The 17,971-nt window shown below is 69.4% G+C and carries 15 protein-coding genes and 1 pseudogene; 6 read left to right on the top strand and 10 right to left on the bottom strand.

Going from position 1 to position 17,971, the window contains the following annotated elements:
* Positions 1-17: 17 nt before the first annotated feature.
* The 5 genes from K9U41_RS15370 to K9U41_RS15390 form a co-directional block, all read right to left on the bottom strand.
* Entirely contained in the window at positions 18-368 is a 351-nt protein-coding gene (locus tag K9U41_RS15370) for an STAS domain-containing protein (RefSeq protein ID WP_282641727.1), read from the bottom strand.
* 193 nt (positions 369-561) lie between these two features.
* Complete coding sequence (locus tag K9U41_RS15375; protein ID WP_282641728.1) at positions 562-1,242, bottom strand: GNAT family N-acetyltransferase; 681 nt, start codon at positions 1,240-1,242, stop codon at positions 562-564.
* Positions 1,242-2,297: an ABC transporter substrate-binding protein gene (locus tag K9U41_RS15380; protein WP_282641729.1), complete on the bottom strand. Its 1,056-nt coding sequence runs from the start codon at positions 2,295-2,297 to the stop codon at positions 1,242-1,244. Before K9U41_RS15380 ends, K9U41_RS15375 begins: the two co-directional genes overlap by 1 nt.
* Positions 2,297-4,282 carry an MFS transporter gene (locus K9U41_RS15385; protein WP_282641730.1) on the bottom strand — a complete coding sequence of 662 codons (1,986 nt, stop codon included), beginning with the start codon at positions 4,280-4,282 and terminating at the stop codon, positions 2,297-2,299. Before K9U41_RS15385 ends, K9U41_RS15380 begins: the two co-directional genes overlap by 1 nt.
* A complete protein-coding gene (locus K9U41_RS15390) occupies positions 4,279-4,998 on the bottom strand; it encodes a hypothetical protein (RefSeq protein WP_282641731.1) in 720 nt (239 codons plus the stop codon). Before K9U41_RS15390 ends, K9U41_RS15385 begins: the two co-directional genes overlap by 4 nt.
* A gap of 226 nt (positions 4,999-5,224) precedes the next feature.
* Here K9U41_RS15390 and K9U41_RS15395 point away from each other — a divergent pair, with 226 nt between their 5' ends.
* From K9U41_RS15395 to K9U41_RS15410, 4 genes are all read left to right on the top strand, one after another.
* Positions 5,225-5,971 (top strand): hypothetical protein, encoded by a 747-nt coding sequence (locus K9U41_RS15395; RefSeq protein WP_282641732.1) that lies wholly within the window; start codon positions 5,225-5,227, stop codon positions 5,969-5,971.
* Positions 5,961-6,794 (top strand): hypothetical protein, encoded by an 834-nt coding sequence (locus K9U41_RS15400; RefSeq protein WP_282641733.1) that lies wholly within the window; start codon positions 5,961-5,963, stop codon positions 6,792-6,794. The genes K9U41_RS15395 and K9U41_RS15400 overlap by 11 nt, the downstream gene beginning before the upstream one ends.
* Positions 6,794-8,845 carry a PP2C family protein-serine/threonine phosphatase gene (locus tag K9U41_RS15405; protein ID WP_282641734.1) on the top strand — a complete coding sequence of 684 codons (2,052 nt, stop codon included), beginning with the start codon at positions 6,794-6,796 and terminating at the stop codon, positions 8,843-8,845. The genes K9U41_RS15400 and K9U41_RS15405 overlap by 1 nt, the downstream gene beginning before the upstream one ends.
* 260 nt (positions 8,846-9,105) lie before the next feature.
* A complete protein-coding gene (locus K9U41_RS15410) occupies positions 9,106-10,317 on the top strand; it encodes an MFS transporter (RefSeq protein WP_282641735.1) in 1,212 nt (403 codons plus the stop codon).
* 86 nt (positions 10,318-10,403) lie between these two features.
* Here the strand turns inward: K9U41_RS15410 and K9U41_RS15415 are convergent, their stop codons facing one another.
* From K9U41_RS15415 to K9U41_RS15435, 5 genes are all read right to left on the bottom strand, one after another.
* Positions 10,404-11,855, bottom strand: coding sequence for an FAD-binding oxidoreductase (locus tag K9U41_RS15415; RefSeq protein ID WP_282641736.1), 1,452 nt, complete (start codon positions 11,853-11,855; stop codon positions 10,404-10,406).
* Between the two features lie 289 nt (positions 11,856-12,144).
* Complete coding sequence (locus K9U41_RS15420; RefSeq protein WP_282641737.1) at positions 12,145-13,074, bottom strand: dihydrodipicolinate synthase family protein; 930 nt, start codon at positions 13,072-13,074, stop codon at positions 12,145-12,147.
* Positions 13,075-13,144: 70 nt separating this feature from the next.
* Positions 13,145-14,140, bottom strand: a complete 996-nt coding sequence (locus K9U41_RS15425; protein WP_282641741.1) for a TRAP transporter substrate-binding protein — start codon at positions 14,138-14,140, stop codon at positions 13,145-13,147.
* A 39-nt stretch (positions 14,141-14,179) separates the two neighbouring features.
* A complete protein-coding gene (locus K9U41_RS15430) occupies positions 14,180-15,445 on the bottom strand; it encodes a TRAP transporter large permease (protein WP_282641738.1) in 1,266 nt (421 codons plus the stop codon).
* Positions 15,445-16,068: a TRAP transporter small permease gene (locus tag K9U41_RS15435; RefSeq protein WP_282641739.1), complete on the bottom strand. Its 624-nt coding sequence runs from the start codon at positions 16,066-16,068 to the stop codon at positions 15,445-15,447. Before K9U41_RS15435 ends, K9U41_RS15430 begins: the two co-directional genes overlap by 1 nt.
* 125 nt (positions 16,069-16,193) lie before the next feature.
* On the opposite strand from K9U41_RS15435, the pseudogene K9U41_RS15440 reads away from it, so the two are divergent.
* Both K9U41_RS15440 and rimM read left to right on the top strand, forming a co-directional pair.
* Positions 16,194-16,868, top strand: a pseudogene (locus K9U41_RS15440) (GntR family transcriptional regulator); the annotation flags it as partial.
* A gap of 277 nt (positions 16,869-17,145) precedes the next feature.
* Positions 17,146-17,703, top strand: a complete 558-nt coding sequence (rimM, locus tag K9U41_RS15445) for a ribosome maturation factor RimM (protein WP_282641740.1) — start codon at positions 17,146-17,148, stop codon at positions 17,701-17,703.
* Positions 17,704-17,971: the final 268 nt, after the last annotated feature.

Here is a 17,971-nt window from a genome sequence, read left to right on the forward strand (position 1 = left end):
CGGGCATGGGCGTCCCGTCACGTACCGCTGGAGGAGCCCGCCGCGGCGAGCGCATCGTCCCGCGTGGCGTGGATTGCCACCAGCTGGTGCACGCCGGTTGCAATCAGCACCTTCTCCACCTGTGGGTCGCAGGCGCACAGGTGCATGCTGCCGCCCTTCCGCCGCAGCCCCTTGGCCCCGGTGAGCAGCAGGCGAATGCCGATGGAGGCCATGAACGGCGTGCGGGACAGGTCCACCAGCACCACATTGGCCGCCTCGCAGGCGGCCCTGAACTGCGGCTCCACCTGGGCGGCGCCGGAAATGTCGAGACGCCCGTCGAGGCTGACGAGGACGAGGCCGGGTGCGAGCGGCTGGCTCTCCATCTTCATGCGCGCGTGTCTCTCACGGTCCAAGGCGATCCGGTCCGGCCACAGGGTGGCCCGCCGGCTGCGACAGTCTAGTGAAAACGACGGGAAGCGGAAACACCGGCCGTCCGCGCCCGAGGCCTCGCCCTCAGTTTTCGCCTATGGGTTCTGGAGCGTTTTCCTCACGCGAACCGGATCCCCTTGGCTCGAAAACGCTTCAGCCCTCAGCCCGTCTCGGCCGCGCGAACAGGACGCCGGCGGCGCCGCATTCGAGCCGGCTGCGCTCGTAGCCATGCCAGCCTTCGGCGAACAGGGCCTTCTGCCGGGCGGTGTCGAGCGGATCGACCAGCACCGCTTCCGCCGGATCATAGGTGCTGCCGTCGCGCACCAGCACATAGCGCGCATAGCCGCCGAAGAAGAGCTGGATGTCGTGGATGGGGAAGCCCTCCGCGAGCAGGCTCGACCAGCTCGGCGTATTCACCGGCGCGGCGGTGGAGAACAGCACCATGTCGGCGGGCGCAGCCTTGACCCGCGCCGCGATCAGCACCCGCTGGAGCCCCCGCCCGCGATAGGCCGGGTGCACGGAGGCGCCGGCCAGCCGGCCCACCTTGGTCTCCGGCGGCAGGCCGAGCAGGCGGTGCGGGCCGTCCTTGGGGGTATGGTCGTGCTGGAGAATGCCGTAGGCGACCAGCAGGGCACCATCATAGAGCCCGACGGTCCAGCCGCGCCCCCCCAGGATACCCTCGAAATACGAGCGGTTCTCCGGCTTCACCACCTCCGGCCGCACCAGCGGGCCGATGGCGAGGTGGTGCAGCGCATCGACCGCGTCGATGTCGTCCGGGTCGAGCGCGCGGGAGGTGAGCGGTTCGGTCAGTGCGAACTCGCGCAGGGCGTTCATCAGGTGATCACTTCCGCATAGTTGAGCATCGCGATGGGCGGATACACCCCGAGCTGCTTGGCAATGTTCATGTTGATGATGAGCGCGAAGCGCCGCAGCGTCTCTATGGGAATATCCCGAGGGGGCACCCGCTGCACCAGGATCTCCACCGCCTTCGAGGCGGCCAGCTGGCCCACCGAATAGTACCGGCTCACCAGGCCCACAAGGCCGAGCCCCTCGCGCAGGAAGAATTCGGTGGCGCCGAAGGTGGGAAGGCCGGCGGCGAGCGCCGCCGGCCCCACCCGGTCGAAGATGGTGGCAAGGAAGGTATCCGCGGGCAGATAGAGCCAATCGGCGCCCTGCGCCTTCAGGTTGCGGACGAAGTCCTCCACCCCGTCGCCGGTGGGGCGGTTGCCCACCATGGTGAGGGGCTGGGCGATGACGGTGGCGTCGATGCCGGCGCCGAAGGCCTTCATCTCCTCGATGATGGCCACCGAGTTGCGCTCGTTCGGCGAGTAGATGACGCCCACTTTGCGGAACGGCTTGTAGCTCTGCATGGCGCGCATCTGCACGTCGGTGGGCACCACATGCACCGCGCCGGTGACGTTGCGTCCGGACGAGGCCAGCGACGGCGCGATCTTCACCTGCACCGGCGCCGCCACCAGCGCGAACACCACCGGGATGTCGTGCACATAGGGCGAATCCGGCGGGGCGTCGTAGGGGCCGGCAACGGCCAGGGTGTTGGGCGTGCCGTAGGTATAGATGAGGTTCGGCTTGAAGGTGGGCAGCACCTCCGCGAGGATCGGCTTCACCCGGCCCGCGTCGCGTTCCACGTCGCGGGTGAGGAACTCCACTTTGATCTCGTTGGCGGCGAAATAGTCGCGGAAGCCGCGCTCCACGTCGGTATCGCCGCGGAAGGTGAGCATCAGGATGCGGAAGGGCTGGGCCTGCGCCGCGCCCGGCGCGGGAGCGGCCTGCCCGGAGGCGGCCGGCTGGCCATGGGCGCCGGGCAGTCGGCCGGCGAGCCCCACGGCGCCGGCACCAAGGCCCAGGGCAAGGAGGGAGCGGCGGTCCATCAGGCGGAGCTTCCTTCCGATGCGGCCGCGGACGAGGCGCGGCGGGGATGATGCGCTGTTCTCAGCCCCGATAGCGCAAACAGGGCCGCTCCGGCTACTACCACAGTGCCGATAAGCGTGGTCGCGGCCGCAAATCCGATGGTCGCCATGAGAAAACCGGCGCTTGCCGGGCCTGCGGCGTTGCCGCTGCGCTCCACCAAACGGAACAAGCCGAGAACGCCGGCCGCCCGGCCGCCGCCGAGGGCCGCGGCCGTGTCGGCCACCAGCGCCGACTGGGAGGCGATGGACATGGCCTGCCCGTAGCCCAGCGCCACCAGCGCCACCACGATGAAGGCGATGGATGGATTGAGCACCATGGCCATGGCGCCGAACCCCGACACCACCGCGCCGGCCACCACGAAGCTGCCGCGGGCGTCGAACCGGTCGGCCATGGCGGCGAAGAACGGCACCGCCAGCACCATGATGATGGGATAGATCATCTGGAACCGGCCGATGGCGGCGGAGCTATAGCCGAGGCGCTGCAGCTCCAGCGGCACCAGCAGGAAGCACAAGGCGGCGAACAGGAACTTCGCGGGGAAGGCGCAGCCGAACAGCAGCGCCATCAGCCCGGGCGCCCGGGCCGCGCCCTTCAGGTCGGCAAGGCCGACGCCCGCCCCTGCCCCCGCGCGCCGGACCGTCTTCGGCAGGGTCAGCAGCGCCACCACGAGGGCGACGAGGGCGAGGCCCGCGGACGCCATGAAGGCTGAGGGCGCGCCCAGCCGGTCGGCGATGACGCCGCCGATGGGCGGCCCGCACAGGCTGGCGACCATGATGGCCCGCACGAACACGGCGAGCGCCGCGCTGCGCGCCGCCCCCGCGGAAAAGTCCACCACGTGCCCCTGGGAGGAGACGAAGACGAGGGCATAGCCCACCGCCGTGGCCACGCGGGCACCCACGAACAGGCCATAGGAGGGGCTGACCGCCGAAAGCCCATAGCCGGTGGCCGCCAGCAGGGCGCCGATGACGAAACCCGGCCGCCGGCCGAGGCGCTCGGAGATCCCCGCGAACGGCACCTGGCACAGGGCCACCACGGCCATGAAGGCGACGATGGGCAGGCTGGCCGCAAAATCCGGCGAGAACGCACCGCTGCCGGCGATGGTCTGGGCGAATCGCGGCAGGAACGGCCGTGTCAGTTCCTCCGCCAGCATGAACAGGAACAGGGCGGGGCGCACCGCGATGGCGGCCTCGCTCTCCGCTGCCTGGACCCGGCCGAGGCCGGTCCGGGTTTCGAGGTCGCCGAGGCGGGCGAGGGCCGCGGCGTCGCCCCGCGCTTCCGCCGCCGCCCGGATTTCCGCATGGCGCTCGGCCAGGGCGTTCACCTGGCGGTCGATGGGACCCACCAGGGTGCCCGCGGCGCCGGGGTTGCCCTCCTGCCGCGCCAGCACGCCCCGCCCCAGCGCCTTCAGCCGCCGCTCCACGGCCATGAGCGCGCCGATGCCGCGCGAGCCCACCACCAGCGCCACCAGTTCCAGCGCCACCAGCAGGGAGACGATGCCGATGAAGGCCACGTCCACCAGCACCGCGCCGACCTGGGCGGTGACCGCCGTCGGATCCACCACGATCACCACGTCGCCGAGCCGCCGCCCGGACGGGTCCGCCACCGGAATACGGGCCTGCGGCGCGTCCGCAAAGCCCGCCGCGTCGCCCGCCCGGGCGAGTTCCGCGCCCGCCGCCGAGACAAGGCTGATCTGCGCGAACTCCGGATTGGCGGCCCGCAGGTTCTGGAAATAGTCGCTCACCCCCACCAGCCGGTCGAAGGGGACGCCCACGGTACCGGCGCGTCCCAGAAGGTCGGCCGCAGACCGGGCCACCGTGTTGGCCTTGGCCAGGATTTCGGGGGCGATGGTGCGCTGCGCCGCCCGCTCGGCCCCCCAGCCGATGAAGGCGAGGGCCGAGCACAGGATCAGCACGATGGCGATGGTGATGCCGCCGCGCAGCCCGATCACGCCCGCCTCCGCGATTCGGCAGGCCCCCGCGCGGATTTTCCGGACGGGGACTTGCCAGGCGGGGATTTGCCGGACCGGGACTTGCCGGCCACCTCGTTGTGGACGCGCTCGGCCGCGGCAAGGGCGGCCCGCGCCGCCGGCGGCCACGCACCGGGATCCGCCGCGCGCCGCACGGCCCGGCGCAGCAGGGCGGCCAGGAGCAGCCCGATGACGATGGTGGCGACACCCGCCCCGATCAGGGCCGGCAGGGCGATGACCTTGAGATCGTTGCCCAGCGCCGCCGCGCCGGCCGCCAGAATCTGCGGGTCGTACCGCACCACCACGTGGCCGACGACCTCGTTCAGGTCGTTGCGGACCGGCCGGGTGAGGCCGCGCCCGCCGTCCTGCGCCTCCGCGATGCCAAGGCGCGCCGGATCGCTGGAGAACAGCACGATGCCACGCTCGTCGGCCAGATCCATGGAGCGGATGGCCGGTTCGACCCGCGCTTCCCGGTCGAGCAGGCTGGTCAGGGTGCTTTGCGCCGGCAGGGCGATGCCCAGCGACGCGGCCTGCTCGGCCACGTCGGCGACCCGCTCTGCGGCGATGCCGAATCGCGCCTCGATGACCGAGCGATGGGCATTGAGCAGGGTGACATAGGAGAAGTAGGCGCCGAACGCGACGCATGCCGCCGCGATCAGTGCGAACACAGCGATCAGCCCGAGAGTGGTCCGCGCCATGTGTTGGATCCGCGTGTCTCTGGTCCGCGTCGTGTGGTCCGCGTAGCATCGCCAACGGACCGCAACTTGCGACAAAGGCGACCTTCTCGCCTGCCGGCAGGCCCTTTCATGCCACGAAAAGGGACCTGAGATTGAAGGTTTTTTTGGTCGCAGATGAGTTTTTTGTCTGGTTTGGCTTGAAGCTGGCGGTTAACGTCCCGCCGGTCCTTCCACCGAAGCTCACTGCATGACTTTCGTAAGCCGGCTCATCCTGGTCGCTGTCCTTTCCGTGAGCGCCGCGGTGATCGCAGTGGCGGCCATCGCGTTCACGGCGAGCGACAAGGTGGGCGAGGAGATCGAGCGCGCCCGCGTCGCCAACCTGCTTGGCACCCTGCGCGCCTCCACCGAGGCCAACCTCTCCATCGGCCTGCTGCTCGACCAGATTTCCCTGCTGCAGCCGCGCATCGAGCGCGAGAAGGCAAGCGATCCCTCCATTCTCGCCATCGACATCTTCAACGCCGGCGGCCGGGCCATCTATTCCACGGACCGCAGCGTCATCGGCGAGGAGGTGGCGCCGGACTGGGTCCGCCGCCTGTCCACCGATGAGGTGTGGACCGCAGCGGAGCGCGGCGACACGGTGTTCGGCACCCGATTCGAGAACGACCTCGGCGTCGCCGGCGGCATTTCGGTGACCGTCTCGGACGAGGCGCGCACCTCCCGCGCCGACCGGCTCGGCCTCGACCTCATCTCCCGCACGGCGATCCTGGCCCTCGCCGCCGCCCTGGCCGCCATCCTGGCCGCCGTGGTTTTCGCCTATGTCATGACCCGGCCTTTCGACCGGGTCGCCCGCATCCTCGGCGGGGACGGCACGACCTCGAACGACGACGGCGCCCTCTCCCAGCTCGCCGACGAAACGGTCAGGAGCTGGCGCGACGCCGAAGCCCGTGTCGATCGCGGCCTCGGGCAGCTGGGAGCGCTCGACGATGCGGCATGAGCTTCCGGAGGCGGGACGCGCCCGCCTGTTGACCGGCCTGTTCGCCCTCCTCGTCACCTTCATCCTGGGCTCCGCCGCCGCGGCCCTGCTCATCAACGGCTACCGCGCGCGGGTCGAGGAGAGCGCGCGGCGCGACGCCCTCGTCATCGGCACCTCGGTGGCACGCACCTTGGCCCAGCAGTTCGAGAAGGCCGCGCGTTTCGGCATCCCCCTGAAGTTGCTGCCGGGGGTTGAGATACACCTTTCCGAAACCCTGGCGCGCACCCCGGGCCTGACCCAGATCGTGCTGCGCGGCGCCGACGGGCGCGAGATCCGCAGCGCCATCGGCGAGCATCCGGGCGCCGATTCGGTGTCCGCGCCCGTAACGGTGGACGGCAATACCGTGGCGTCGGTGGAGGTGACCACCAATCCGGCGGCCCTCGCCACCTCGTTCGCCGACATCGGCGTCAAGGCGGCGGTGGTGGTTGCGGTGTGCGCGGCCCTCGCGGCCCTTGCCGCCGGCCTGCTGGTGGGCGGCGCCCTGGAACGCAACCGCTCCCGGCTCACCGTGGGCCTGCTCGGGGCGGTGGAGGGCGAATACGGCACCTCCGACGACCCGCTGCGCTACAGCCGCCGGTCCGGGCCCCATGGCGCGGTGGGCCGTGCGCTGCGGGCGCTGGAGCGGGGCAACCGGCGGGTGGCCGACCGCCGCGCCGTGTTCGAGGCCTATGCGGAGGAATTGCTGGCCGTGGATTTCGACGGGGGGCTGCGACCGGACGTGGAACGGGTGCGTCGCGAGGTGCTGGCCGCGCCCGGCGCCGCCGAGAAGGAACGAGGCGCCTGATGCTGCTGCGCACCCGCATCACGCTCATCGTCGCCACCGGCTTCGCCGTCCTCATGCTGGGCATCTGGGGCGCCACCCTGCTGCGCGACCGGGTGGCCGAGGCCCAGGAGGCCGAACTCGCCATCGAGGGCCAGACCGTGCTCTGGCGCGAGATCGTCGCCTTCCAGACCGCGAACCTCGCCCGCATCATCGAGCGCGTGGACAGTTCCGCCGCCTTCCGCATCGCCCTCGGCTTCTCCGACCGGCCCGGCGTTTCCGCCGCGCTCCAGGAGCTGGGCGTCAACATCGCCGACGATGCCACCTATTTCGAAGTGGTGAGCGCCGACCGCGAGGTGGTGTTCAGCGACGGCGGCACCGCCAACCGCTACATCCTCGACGCCGGCAGCCTCGACCGGGCGCTCAAGGGCGAGGTTCTCTCCGGCCTGCGGCAGGTGAGCGCCAACCAGGTGATCGTGCTGACCACCCGCACGGTGGAGTTGCCCGGCAAGGGCACCGCCGTCCTCGTGCTCGGGCGCGACGCCGCCCTCGGCATGGAGCGCTTCGCCCGCGGCCTCAGCGCCACCACCACCCTCGTCACCCTGCGCGGCCGGGTGGTGGCCAGCACCGACTTCCGCCTGTGGGAACGGGCCAAGCTTGCCATCACGCCCCGCCGCCCCACCTCCGAGCGCATGGTGCTGGACGGGCGCAACTACAACGTCACCAGCATCCCCATTGCCGACATCAGCGCCAGCACCGTGGGCGCGCTGGTCAGCTTCGAGGACACCACCGAGACGGTCCAGGCCACCGCCTTCATCCGCCAGTCGGCGGTGGCCGGCGCCATCGCCCTCGTGCTGATCGGCGTCGTCGGGCTCAACGTCTTCCTCTGGTACAGCTTCCGCCCGCTGGAATCGGCCATCGACGTGCTGCAGGCGCTGTCGCGGGGCGACACCTCCGTCACCGTGGGCCATGTGGGCAATGACGAGATCGGCCGCATCGCCTCGGCGGTGCTCGCCCTGCGCGGCAACGTGCAGGCCCTGGCCGAGACCCGGCGCCAGCGCGAGCGCGTGCGCCGCCGGCAGGAGGTGGTCATCTCCGCCGAGCTGCAGGCTCTGGCCGACGCCATCGACCCCACCGACCGCGAGGAGGTTCTCGCATTGCTCGCCAGGGGCTCCGAGGGCGAGCAGGACGACGAGCTGAGGCGCGTCGCCCGCGTGCTGCACGATCTGTCGCGGCGCATCGTGGAGCAGCACACCCGACTGTCCTCCATGGTGGTGGAGCTGCGCGAAGCCCTCATCACCAAGACCAAGCTCGCCGGCCTGCAGCAAGAGCTGGAGATCGCCCGGCAGGTGCAGCTCGCCATCCTGCCCAAGGAGTTCCCGCCGGACGCGCGGGTCGCCATCCACGGCCAGATGACCCCGGCCCGCGAGGTGGGCGGCGACTTCTACGACTACTTCATGATCGACGACACCACGCTGGGCTTCGTGGTGGCGGATGTCTCCGGCAAGGGCGTGCCGGCGGCCCTGTTCATGGCCATCGCGCGCACGCTGCTGCGCTCCACCGCTTTGTTCGAGCGCTCGCCGGCCAGCTCAATCCGCCGCCTCAACGACCTGCTCGCGGTGGAGAACGAGCAGATGCTGTTCGTCACCGTGCTCTACGGCGTGATCGATCTGTCGTCCGGGCGCGTCACCTATGTGAATGCCGGCCACAACCTGCCCTACCGCATCACCCGCGCCGGCGAGGTCTCCACCATGCCCTCCACCGGCGGCATGGCGGTGGCGGTGCTGGAGGGCTTCGTCTACGTGGAGCACGAACTCCATCTCCAGCCGGGCGACACGCTCTTCTTCTACACCGATGGCGTCACCGAGGCGTTCGACGTGGACGAGCGGCCCTATGGCGAGGAGCGGCTGGAAGACCTGCTCAAGAGCGGGGCGGCGGACTGGTCCGTGCCCGAATTGTCGGAGCGCGTGCTCGCCTCGGTCCATGTCTTCGAGCGCGGCGCCCCGCAGGCCGACGACATCACCTGCCTGACGCTGCGCTATTTCGGCGGGCATGGACCGCGCCGCACGAGGTGAGCGCCGGGTGAGAGCGCGCCGGCGGCAACGGACCGTGCGCAATCGTGAAGGCAAACACCCCGCGCAGAGGGTGACGGCGCCGGTAGCAACCGGGTAAGACACGATGCCCGGTGCCCCCGCCAGCGGACACGACAGCACAAGGGCATAAGGGCGAGGAGAAAACCCCGCCGCAGAACCAGACGAGGGGAGACGCAGCAACCGGCGCAAGCGCCGGGAGGGACGGCATCATGCCGGCCCCGGGAGGAGTGTCGACCGTGACCATGAACGCGCGAACGGCCGCATGGCCGGCCGGGGAAGTCTCCACCATCGGCGCGGTGGGCGTCGCCCATTTCTGCAGCCACCTGCTCCAGCTCGCCCTTGCCCCGCTGTTCCTGATGATGCGCGCCGAGCTCGGCGTCTCCTTCTTCGCCCTGGGCGCGGTGCTCGCCGTCTTCTACCTGTTCTCCGGAGTCGGCCAGGTGACGGCCGGCATCCTCGTGGACCGCTTCGGCGCCCATCGCCTGCTTTTGGGCGGCGTGCTGCTGCAGGGCACCGCCACGGCGGCCATGGGCCTTGCGCCCCATTATGTGGTCCTGCTGCCGCTGGCCGCCCTCGCGGGGCTCGGCAATTCGGTCTACCACCCGGCGGACCTCTCCATTCTCAGCCACAAGGTGGCACCGGTCCGGCTGGGGCGCGCATTCGCCGCCCATGTGATCGCCGGCAGCATCGGTTTTGCCTTGTCCCCCCTGGTGTCCGCCGCCATCGCCGCCGCCTTTGGCTGGCGGACGGCACTGGGCGCCATGGGGCTGGGCGTGGTGGTGCTCGGCCTTGTGCTCCTCGCCTGCCGCAAGGCCCTGAAGGTGGAGCCGGGCCACGGCACCGCGCACGGCGCCAAGGCCGCGCACGGCCCCGCCCCCACCTTCTTCCAGGTGCTGGCCATGCCCGTGGTGCTGATGGCCTTCCTCTATTTCCTGCTCACCTCCATCTCGCTCTCCGGCATCCAGAGCTTCTCCATCGTCGCCCTGAAGGAGGGCTTCGGCGCCACGGTGGCGCTGGCGACGCTGGCGGTCACGCTCTACCAGTGCGGCAATGCCGCGGGCGTCGCCCTCGGCGGGGCCGTGGCGGACCGCACCGCACGCCATCATCTCATCGCCATGGGCGGACTGGCCGTCGCCTGCGCGCTGGCGCTGCTGGCGGCCGCGCTGGTGGTGCCGCCGGAGGCGACGGTGGGCCTGGTGGCGCTGGTGGGCTTCGCCATGGGCATGACCACGCCGTCCCGCGACGTGCTGGTGCGCAGCGCAGCGCCGGTGGGGGCCACGGGTAAGGTGTTCGGCGTGGTCTATTCGGGCTACGACATCGGCGCGCTTGTTGGCCCGCTGATGTTCGGCCTCATGCTCGACCACCATCTGCCGCGCCTGGTGTTCGTGGGCGCGGCGATCCCCCTCGGCCTTGCGGTGATGACCGCCTTCGCGGTGCGCCGCCAGCCCGCGTGAGGGGCAATGCGGGGACCTTGGTCAAGCCCGCGCGGCGCTTGAGCGAAACCCACTTGGCATCGGTCGAAGACAAAAGGCCGATGGTCTTATTGCCCCAGCAGCACCTTGCCGGGATTGGCGAGGCCCCTGGGATCGATGGCGGCCTTGATGACCGCCATCAGCTCCAGCGCCACCGGGTCCTTGTAGAGCGGCAGTTCCTCGCGCTTGAGCAGGCCGATGCCGTGCTCCGCCGAGATGGAGCCGCCGAGCCCCGCAACGATGTCGTGGACGATGCGGTTGAAGTTTTCCCAGCCGGAAAGATAGGCCGCCTTGTCCATGCCCACGGGCTGGCTCAGGTTGAAGTGGATGTTGCCGTCGCCCATGTGGCCGAAGGCGCACACCCGCACCCCCGGCATATGGGCCTCGCAGGCGCGGGCCGCCTCGGCGATGAAGCGCGGCACAAGCGACACCGGCACCGACACATCGTGCTTGATGGAGCCGCCCTCGAACTTCTGCGCGTCGGAGAGGGATTCACGCAGCTTCCACAGGGCCTGCGCCTGGGCCTCGCTGGCGGCGATCACCGCATCCTCGATCTCCCCCGCCTCGAACGCCTCGCCGAACACCTCCAGCGCCAAAGCGGAGAGGTCGTCGTCGCGGCGGGTTGAGGTGAGTTCGGCGAGTACGTACCAGCCATGGTCGCTGGCGAGCGCGCGGGTGGTGCCGGGACTATGCTTCAGCACCGTCTCCATGCCGAAGCGCGGCAGGATCTCGAAGCCGGTGAGCGCGTCACCCGCCACGTTGCGCAGGCGCTGGAACAGCTTGAGGGCGGCCTCGGGGCTTGAGAGGCCGGTCAGGGTGGTGGCGCGGGCGCGCGGCGCCGGATAAAGCCGCAGCACGGCGGCGGTGATGATGCCCAGCGTGCCTTCCGCGCCGATGAACAGGTCTTTCAGGTCGTAGCCGGTATTGTCCTTGCGCAGGCGGCTGAGGCCGTTCCAGACCCGCCCGTCCGGCAGCACCACTTCCAGCCCGAAGGTCAATTCCCGCATGTTGCCATAGCGCAGCACTGCGGTGCCGCCGGCATTGGTGGAGAGATTGCCGCCGATGCGGCAGCTGCCCTCCGAAGCGATGGAGAGCGGGAACAGGCAGCCGGCCTCCGCCGCCGCCTGCTGCACCTGATGGAGCGTACAGCCGGCCTCGGCCACCACGGTGAGGTCGATGGGGTCGAGGTCGCGGATGCGGCTCATGCGCCGGAGCGAGAGGAGCAGGCCGCCGAACGGCACCTGCCCGCCCACGAGGCCGGTATTGCCGCCCTGCGGCACCACGGGAACCCCCGCTTCGGCACAAGCGGCGACGATGAAGGACACCTCGTCCGTGGTCGCCGGCTCCACCATGGCCGGGGTGGCGCCCTGGAACAGGCCACGGCCTTCCACCAGCCAGGGGGCAAGGTCCGCCGCATCGGTGACCACGCGGGCGGAACCGATGCGCGCGGCGATGCGCTCCAGCAGCCCTTTGAGGCGGGCGGCATCGAGAAGGATGGGGTCCGGGGCGCGGCTCGACATGGCCTGGAGGGTGCCGCACCGCCCCCGGCTCCGCAAGGGTGGGGGTGGCAACCGCATCCCGGACCAGCGACGGCGCAGCCGGAGCGCCGAGCCGGGATCCAGCACAAGAGTCCTGCGCAGCCGTCCCTGAGCGGCCGTCCTCCCCTCTCCCCTTGCGGGAGAGGGGTTGGGGGTGAGGGGTCGGGCGGCGAGAGAAGGCGCTCGTTGGCTCAAAGGGCCACGCCACACCCCTCACCCCGGCCCTCTCCCGCAAGGGGAGAGGGAGTGGGCAACCCCGCCCTCGACATCCTCAGGCCGCGGCCTTCAGGCCGACGTCGGGAAGCTCCGGACGGGTCTTGAGAGCGGCCGCCATCAGCGCTTCCACCTCGGCCCGCTCGTGGTCCAGCAGCGCCAGGCGCGGCGGGCGGGTGAGGAAGGTGCCGCGGCCCATGATGTGCTCGCACAGCTTGATGCACTGGACGAGATCGGGGCGCGCATCGAGGTGCAGCAGCGGCATGAACCACTCATAGAGCGTCATGGCTTCCGCATAGCGGCCGGCGCGGGCGAGGCGGAACAGGGTTTCGCCCTCGCGCGGGAAGGCGTTGGACATGCCGGACACCCAGCCCTGCGCGCCCATGGCGATGCTCTCCACCACCACGTCGTCGAGGCCGGCGAACATGATGAAGCGGTCACCCACCTTGTTACGCAGGTCGATGAACCGCCGCGTGTCGCCCGAGCTTTCCTTGAAGCAGACGATGGTCTCGCAATCCACCAGGGAGGCAACCACGTCCGGGGTCACGTCATTCTTGTAGACCGGCGGGTTGTTGTAGATCATCACCGGCAGGTCGGTGGCCTTGGAGACGGTGCGGAAATGCGCCGCCGTCTCATGGGGCTTGGACGAATACACCAGCGCTGGCATGAGCATGATGCCGTCCACGCCCACCCTGGCGGCTTCCTTCGCGGTGGCGATGGCGAATTCGCTGGTGAATTCGGCGATGCCGCAGATCACCGGCACCCGGCCGGCGGCCACCGCCTTGCCGGCCTCCATCACCTGGATCTTCTCGGCGGTGGTCAGCGAGCAGTTCTCGCCCACGGTGCCGCACACGATCATGCCGGACACGCCGTCGCGGATCAGGCCTTCCATCACCTTGGCGGTGGCGTCGATGTCGAGCGAATAGTCGTCGCGGAACTGGGTGGTCACGGCCGGGAAGACGCCTTCCCAGCTGATTGCCGGCTTCATCTCATGTCATCCTTGTGTCGATAGGGGGTGCGGACAGGGCCCGGCCCCGCCCGCGTGCGGGTTTCAGGGATCAGAGGGCGGCGCCGGCCTTGCGCAGGTCGGCGAGGATCGGAGCCTTGGGCAGCCAGATCTTGTCGTATTCGGCGATGATCTTCTCACGGTCGGTGACTTCCGCCACCTTGATCGGGATCACCGCCTTGAACTTCTCCAGCAGCACCGGCTCGTTCACCACGGTCTCGTCCACCTGGGCGTCGAGGGCGCTCTTGGTGAGCTTGCTTATGAGCGCCTTGTCGGCGGGCGACAGGGTCTGCCACACCCGGCCCGACACCAGCGCGATGACCGGCATGAAGATGGCGTCCATCTTCAGCATGGTCTTCGACACCTTGTCGAAGCGCTGGTTCCAGGAGAAGTCGAGGTCGGCCTCCAGCCCGTCCACCTGGCCGTTGGACATGGCGTCGAACACTGCCGGGGTGGGGATGGGGGTCGGGGCGGCGCCGAGCAGCTGGTAGAAATCGCGATAGGCCGGCGTGGTGTTGATGCGCAGCTTCATGCCGTTCAGGTCCTTGATGCCCGTGATGGGCTTCGCGGAGAACACGACGCGCATGGTGGTGATGCCCCAGGCGAGGCCCACCGTCCCGGTCTCCCTGGGCAGCACGTCCAAAAGGCTCATGGCCACCGGGGTGCGCACCAGCTTGCCGGCCTTGGCGGTGGAATCCACCACCCACGGGGCGTTGATGGCGGCGATGGCCGGCACCCGCGAGCCGAGTTCCGCGGTCATGATCCAGCCCATGTCGAGGGCGCCGGTCTGCATCTGCTGCAGCATGGCCGCCTCGTTGCCGAGCTGGCCCGAGGGGAAGACGGTGATGGAGAGGCGGCCCTTGGTCTCCTCCTTCAGCAACGCGCCCACCTTGTCGGCGGCGACGTTCCAGGGATGGCCGCCGGGGGTGATGATGCCGAGGCGGAACTCCCGCGCCTCCTGCGCCCGCACCACGCTGGGCATGGCCAGCGGCAGCGCGGCGCCGGCGGCGGCGGCGCTCATGAGGAAATGACGACGGGACAAAGTCATGACGGGGTGAGACATGGCAGGGCTCCGGGAAGGTTGGTTTTATTTGACGAGAACGGTCGACAGCCACGGCACCAGCGACAGCAGCACCAGAAGCGCGCAGGAGGCGAAGAAGAACGGCAGGGTGACCCAGAACATCCGCCCCACCTTTGCTCCCGTGACTGCCGAGGCGACGAAGAAGCACAGGCCCACCGGCGGGGAGAGGAAGCCGAGGACGAGGTTGATCACCACCACCACGCCGAAATGCACGGGATCGATGTGGTAGACGTCCACGGCGATGGGCAGGAGGATCGGCACCGTCATGATGAGGCCGGGCGCGCCGTCGATCACCGTGCCGATCACCAGCAGGATGACGTTGACCAGCAGCATGAAGGTGATCGGGTCGTGGGCCACGGTTTGCACCCAGGCCGCCACCGCCTGCGGGATCTTGCCGTAGACCAGCACCCAGGAGAACACCGCCGCCACCGCGACAAGAAACAGGATGACGGAAGAATAGAGCCCCGCCTTCAGCAGCATCTGCGGCAGCTGGGCGAAGGACAGTTCCCTGGTCCAGTAACGGCCGATGAGCAGCGCGGCGAGCGCGCCCACCGCCGCCGATTCCGTCGCATTGGCAAGGCCGGTGAGGATGGAGCCGACGATGACGATGGGAATGAGCAGGGTGGGGATGGCATTCAGCACGATGTCCGCCCGCTGGCGCCAGGTCATGCTCTCGCCGCGCGGGTAATCGTAGAAGAAGCCCATGATGTAGACGCAGACGCAGAACAGGCCCGTCAGCAGCACGCCGGGGATGATGCCGGCGATGAGCATGTCGCTCACCGACACCTGCGCCAGCACCGAATAGACCACGAACATGATGGACGGCGGGATGATGGGCCCCAGCATGCCCGCATAGGCGGTGAGGCCGGCGGCGAAGGTCTTGTCGTAGCCCTTCTTCACCATCTCCGGCACCAGGATCTGCGCCATGATGGCCACCTGCGCCGTGGCCGAGCCGAGGATGGACGACACCAGCATGTTGGCGATGAGGTTCACATAGGCGAGCCCGCCCCGCATGCGCCCCACGACCGCCATGGCCATGTCGATGAGCCGGCGGGTGATGCCGCCGCCGTTCATGATCTCGCCGATGAGCACGAACAGCGGGATGGCGATGAGGCCGTAGCTGTCCACCCCGCCGAACAGCTGAGTGGGAAAGGTCTGCAACAGCAGCGGGTTGCCGGTGGCGAGGATGAACGCCACCCCGGACAGGGCAAGGCACAGGCTGATGGGCACGCCCACCAGCATGGTGATGAGGAAGGCGGCGGTGGTGACCATCAGCTTGCCGCCTCCGCATTGGCCATGGGGAAGCCGCGATAGATGCGGCGCGGCACGAATTCCAGGTCTTCGGCGAGGTTCGCGAGGCCGTGGATGGTGATGGAGACGGCAAACAGCGGGATGACGAGGCTGATGGCCCAGGTGGGCCAATTCAGGGTCTGGGTGTGCTCGGTATAGAAGAAGTTGAAGCTCTCCCCGGCGAAGGTCTTGGCATCGAACCCGGCCGCCGCGATGCCGACCGGATCCATCCACAGCCAGCACATGTAGGAGAGCATGAGGCCGAACAGCACGGTGAAGGCCGTGGCGATGGCCCGCGCCACCTTCACCCCCAGGGGCGGCAGGCGCTCGGTGAGCATGCCCACCGAGAAGTCGAGGCGCAGGCGCGTCATGGCCGAGGCGCCGATGAAGCTCAGCCAGACCACCGCATAGATGGCCGATTCGTCGATCCAGTAGATGGGCGTCCCGGTATAGCGGGTCACCACATTCAGCAGGATGAGGAAGCTGACGAGCCCCATCAGGCCGATCACCGCCACCCGCTCGAAGGCGAGGAGGCCCGACGAGAGGGCGAGCAAAAGCCCGCACGGCCCCGCTCCCGCGGCGCCTGTCTTGGTCGCATGGTTCATTTTTTGCGTCGCTCTGGAAGGCGGACCCTTGTGGGTCTCGATTTGGCACTTTTAATCAGAATGTAGATTTTATACAATCGACACGTCAATACCCCGCCAACGCTTTTTGCTGTAGCTCAGAACCCATGAATTCCGGCACCACGCCTTCCGGCAGTCCGACCGCCGCCCAGAAGGGCCTCAAGCACCGCACGCTCTCGGCGGCGATCCTTGACCAGTTGCGCCAGTCGATCCTCGACGGCACCCATCCCGCCGGCACCCAGCTGCGGCAGGATGCGCTGGCGGATGCCTATGGCGTCAGCCGCATCCCGGTGCGCGAAGCGCTATTCCAGCTGGAGGCCGAGGGGCTGGTGCGCATGGTGCCGCAGAAGGGCGCCATCGTCTCCGACCTGTCGGTGGAGGAGATCAACGACGTGTTCGAGCTGAGGCGCATCATGGAACCGCGCCTGCTGGAGCGCGCCATTGCGCTGTTCACCGACGCGGATTTCACCCGGCTTGACGCCATCCACGCCCGCTTCACCGCCGCCACCAAGGCCCATGACGTGAGCCAGTGGGGCATTCTCAACGCCGATTTCCACATGGCACTCTATGATCGCGCGGCCCTGCCCCGCACCCGCCAGATCGTCGCCGCCTTGCTCCAGACCTCGGACCGCTACACACGGCTCCAGCTCTCCACCACGGAGGCCATGGACCGGGCCAAGAGCGAGCACGCCCAGCTCATCGCCCTGTGCCGGGCCGGCGCCGTGGCGGAGGCCACCGCCTTTCTCGACAGTCATATCGGCAAGGTGCACGCTGACCTGCTGCGGGTGATCGAGCAGCGGGTGGCGCGCGCCCGGGCGGCAGATGGCACCCGTCCCGGAGCCAGCGACGGAGCGCATGCGCGAACGGACGAGCCGGCGAGCGAGCCGGAGCCGGCCGCCGCAGGTGCCCGGCGCGGCACGCGTCCGCGATCCCGGTCCTTGGCAAAGGGCGATGTCCTGCGCTAGAGCACGCGCCGGTCAGCCTGCCTTGCGGCCTGGCCGGACAATGCGTTCTCTTGTCTGATATCGAGAGCCGAGACCCGTCCGTTCCGGAGACTTCATGGCCGACCGCATCCTCGTCGCCCGCATCGGCGCCCCCCATGGCGTGAAGGGCGAGGTGCGCCTCTTCGTCTTCACCGAAGATCCCGGTGCGGTGCTGGACTATGATCCGCTCACCGACGCCACCGGCAAGAAGCGCTTCCGCATCGCTGCCCTGCGCGCCGCCAAGGACCATTTCGTCGCCCGCATCGAGGGCATCTCCGATCGCACGGCGGCCGAGGCGCTCACCAACGTGGACCTGTTCGTCTCCCGCGAGGCCCTGCCGCCGCCGGACGACGAGGACACCTTCTACCACGCCGACCTCATCGGCCTGGACGTGCTGGACGAGGCCGGCGCGGTGATCGGCACGGTGGTGGCGCTGCAGGATTTCGGCGCCGGCGACATCCTGGAATATGCCCCGCTGCTGCCCGCCACCAAGGCCAAGACGCTGATGGTGCCGTTCTCCAAGGATGCGGTTCCAGTGGTGGATGTGCCCGGCCGGCGCGTGGTCATCGCCGAAGCCTTCGTGGAACGCCGCCCGGCGGAGCCGGAAGACGGCGAGGATACCGGAGGCGCGTGAGCGGGGCTTGAGGGGCTGGGCGCCGTGAAGCTCCCTCTCCCGCGTGCAAGACCTCTACGAAAGTCACGCATGGTCGTTGCAGGGAGCCGGCTCCCCCTCTCCCCTTGCGGGAGAGGGCCGGGGTGAGGGGTTTGCTGCAATCCTGGGCAAACGCGTTTTCCGGCACCGCCGACCCCTCACCCCCAACCCCTCTCCCGCAAGGGGAGAGGGGAGGACGGCATCTTGGGGACCTTTCGCAAAGGCCTCGCTTGCGGGAGAGGGTCGGGGA

Origin of the sequence: Xanthobacter autotrophicus (genome assembly GCF_029991245.1) — a bacterium.
GTDB classification, from domain to species: Bacteria; Pseudomonadota; Alphaproteobacteria; order Rhizobiales; family Xanthobacteraceae; genus Xanthobacter; species Xanthobacter autotrophicus_C.

Coding starts and splice junctions, on each gene's coding strand:
- K9U41_RS15370 (WP_282641727.1), bottom strand. CDS start 368: ATGAAGATGGAGAGCCAGCCGCTCGCACCCGGCCTCGTCCTCGTCAGC.
- K9U41_RS15375 (WP_282641728.1), bottom strand. CDS start 1,242: ATGAACGCCCTGCGCGAGTTCGCACTGACCGAACCGCTCACCTCCCGC.
- K9U41_RS15380 (WP_282641729.1), bottom strand. CDS start 2,297: ATGGACCGCCGCTCCCTCCTTGCCCTGGGCCTTGGTGCCGGCGCCGTG.
- K9U41_RS15390 (WP_282641731.1), bottom strand. CDS start 4,998: ATGGCGCGGACCACTCTCGGGCTGATCGCTGTGTTCGCACTGATCGCG.
- K9U41_RS15395 (WP_282641732.1), top strand. CDS start 5,225: ATGACTTTCGTAAGCCGGCTCATCCTGGTCGCTGTCCTTTCCGTGAGC.
- K9U41_RS15400 (WP_282641733.1), top strand. CDS start 5,961: ATGCGGCATGAGCTTCCGGAGGCGGGACGCGCCCGCCTGTTGACCGGC.
- K9U41_RS15405 (WP_282641734.1), top strand. CDS start 6,794: ATGCTGCTGCGCACCCGCATCACGCTCATCGTCGCCACCGGCTTCGCC.
- K9U41_RS15410 (WP_282641735.1), top strand. CDS start 9,106: ATGAACGCGCGAACGGCCGCATGGCCGGCCGGGGAAGTCTCCACCATC.
- K9U41_RS15415 (WP_282641736.1), bottom strand. CDS start 11,855: ATGTCGAGCCGCGCCCCGGACCCCATCCTTCTCGATGCCGCCCGCCTC.
- K9U41_RS15420 (WP_282641737.1), bottom strand. CDS start 13,074: ATGAAGCCGGCAATCAGCTGGGAAGGCGTCTTCCCGGCCGTGACCACC.
- K9U41_RS15425 (WP_282641741.1), bottom strand. CDS start 14,140: ATGACTTTGTCCCGTCGTCATTTCCTCATGAGCGCCGCCGCCGCCGGC.
- K9U41_RS15430 (WP_282641738.1), bottom strand. CDS start 15,445: ATGGTCACCACCGCCGCCTTCCTCATCACCATGCTGGTGGGCGTGCCC.
- K9U41_RS15435 (WP_282641739.1), bottom strand. CDS start 16,068: ATGAACCATGCGACCAAGACAGGCGCCGCGGGAGCGGGGCCGTGCGGG.
- rimM (WP_282641740.1), top strand. CDS start 17,146: ATGGCCGACCGCATCCTCGTCGCCCGCATCGGCGCCCCCCATGGCGTG.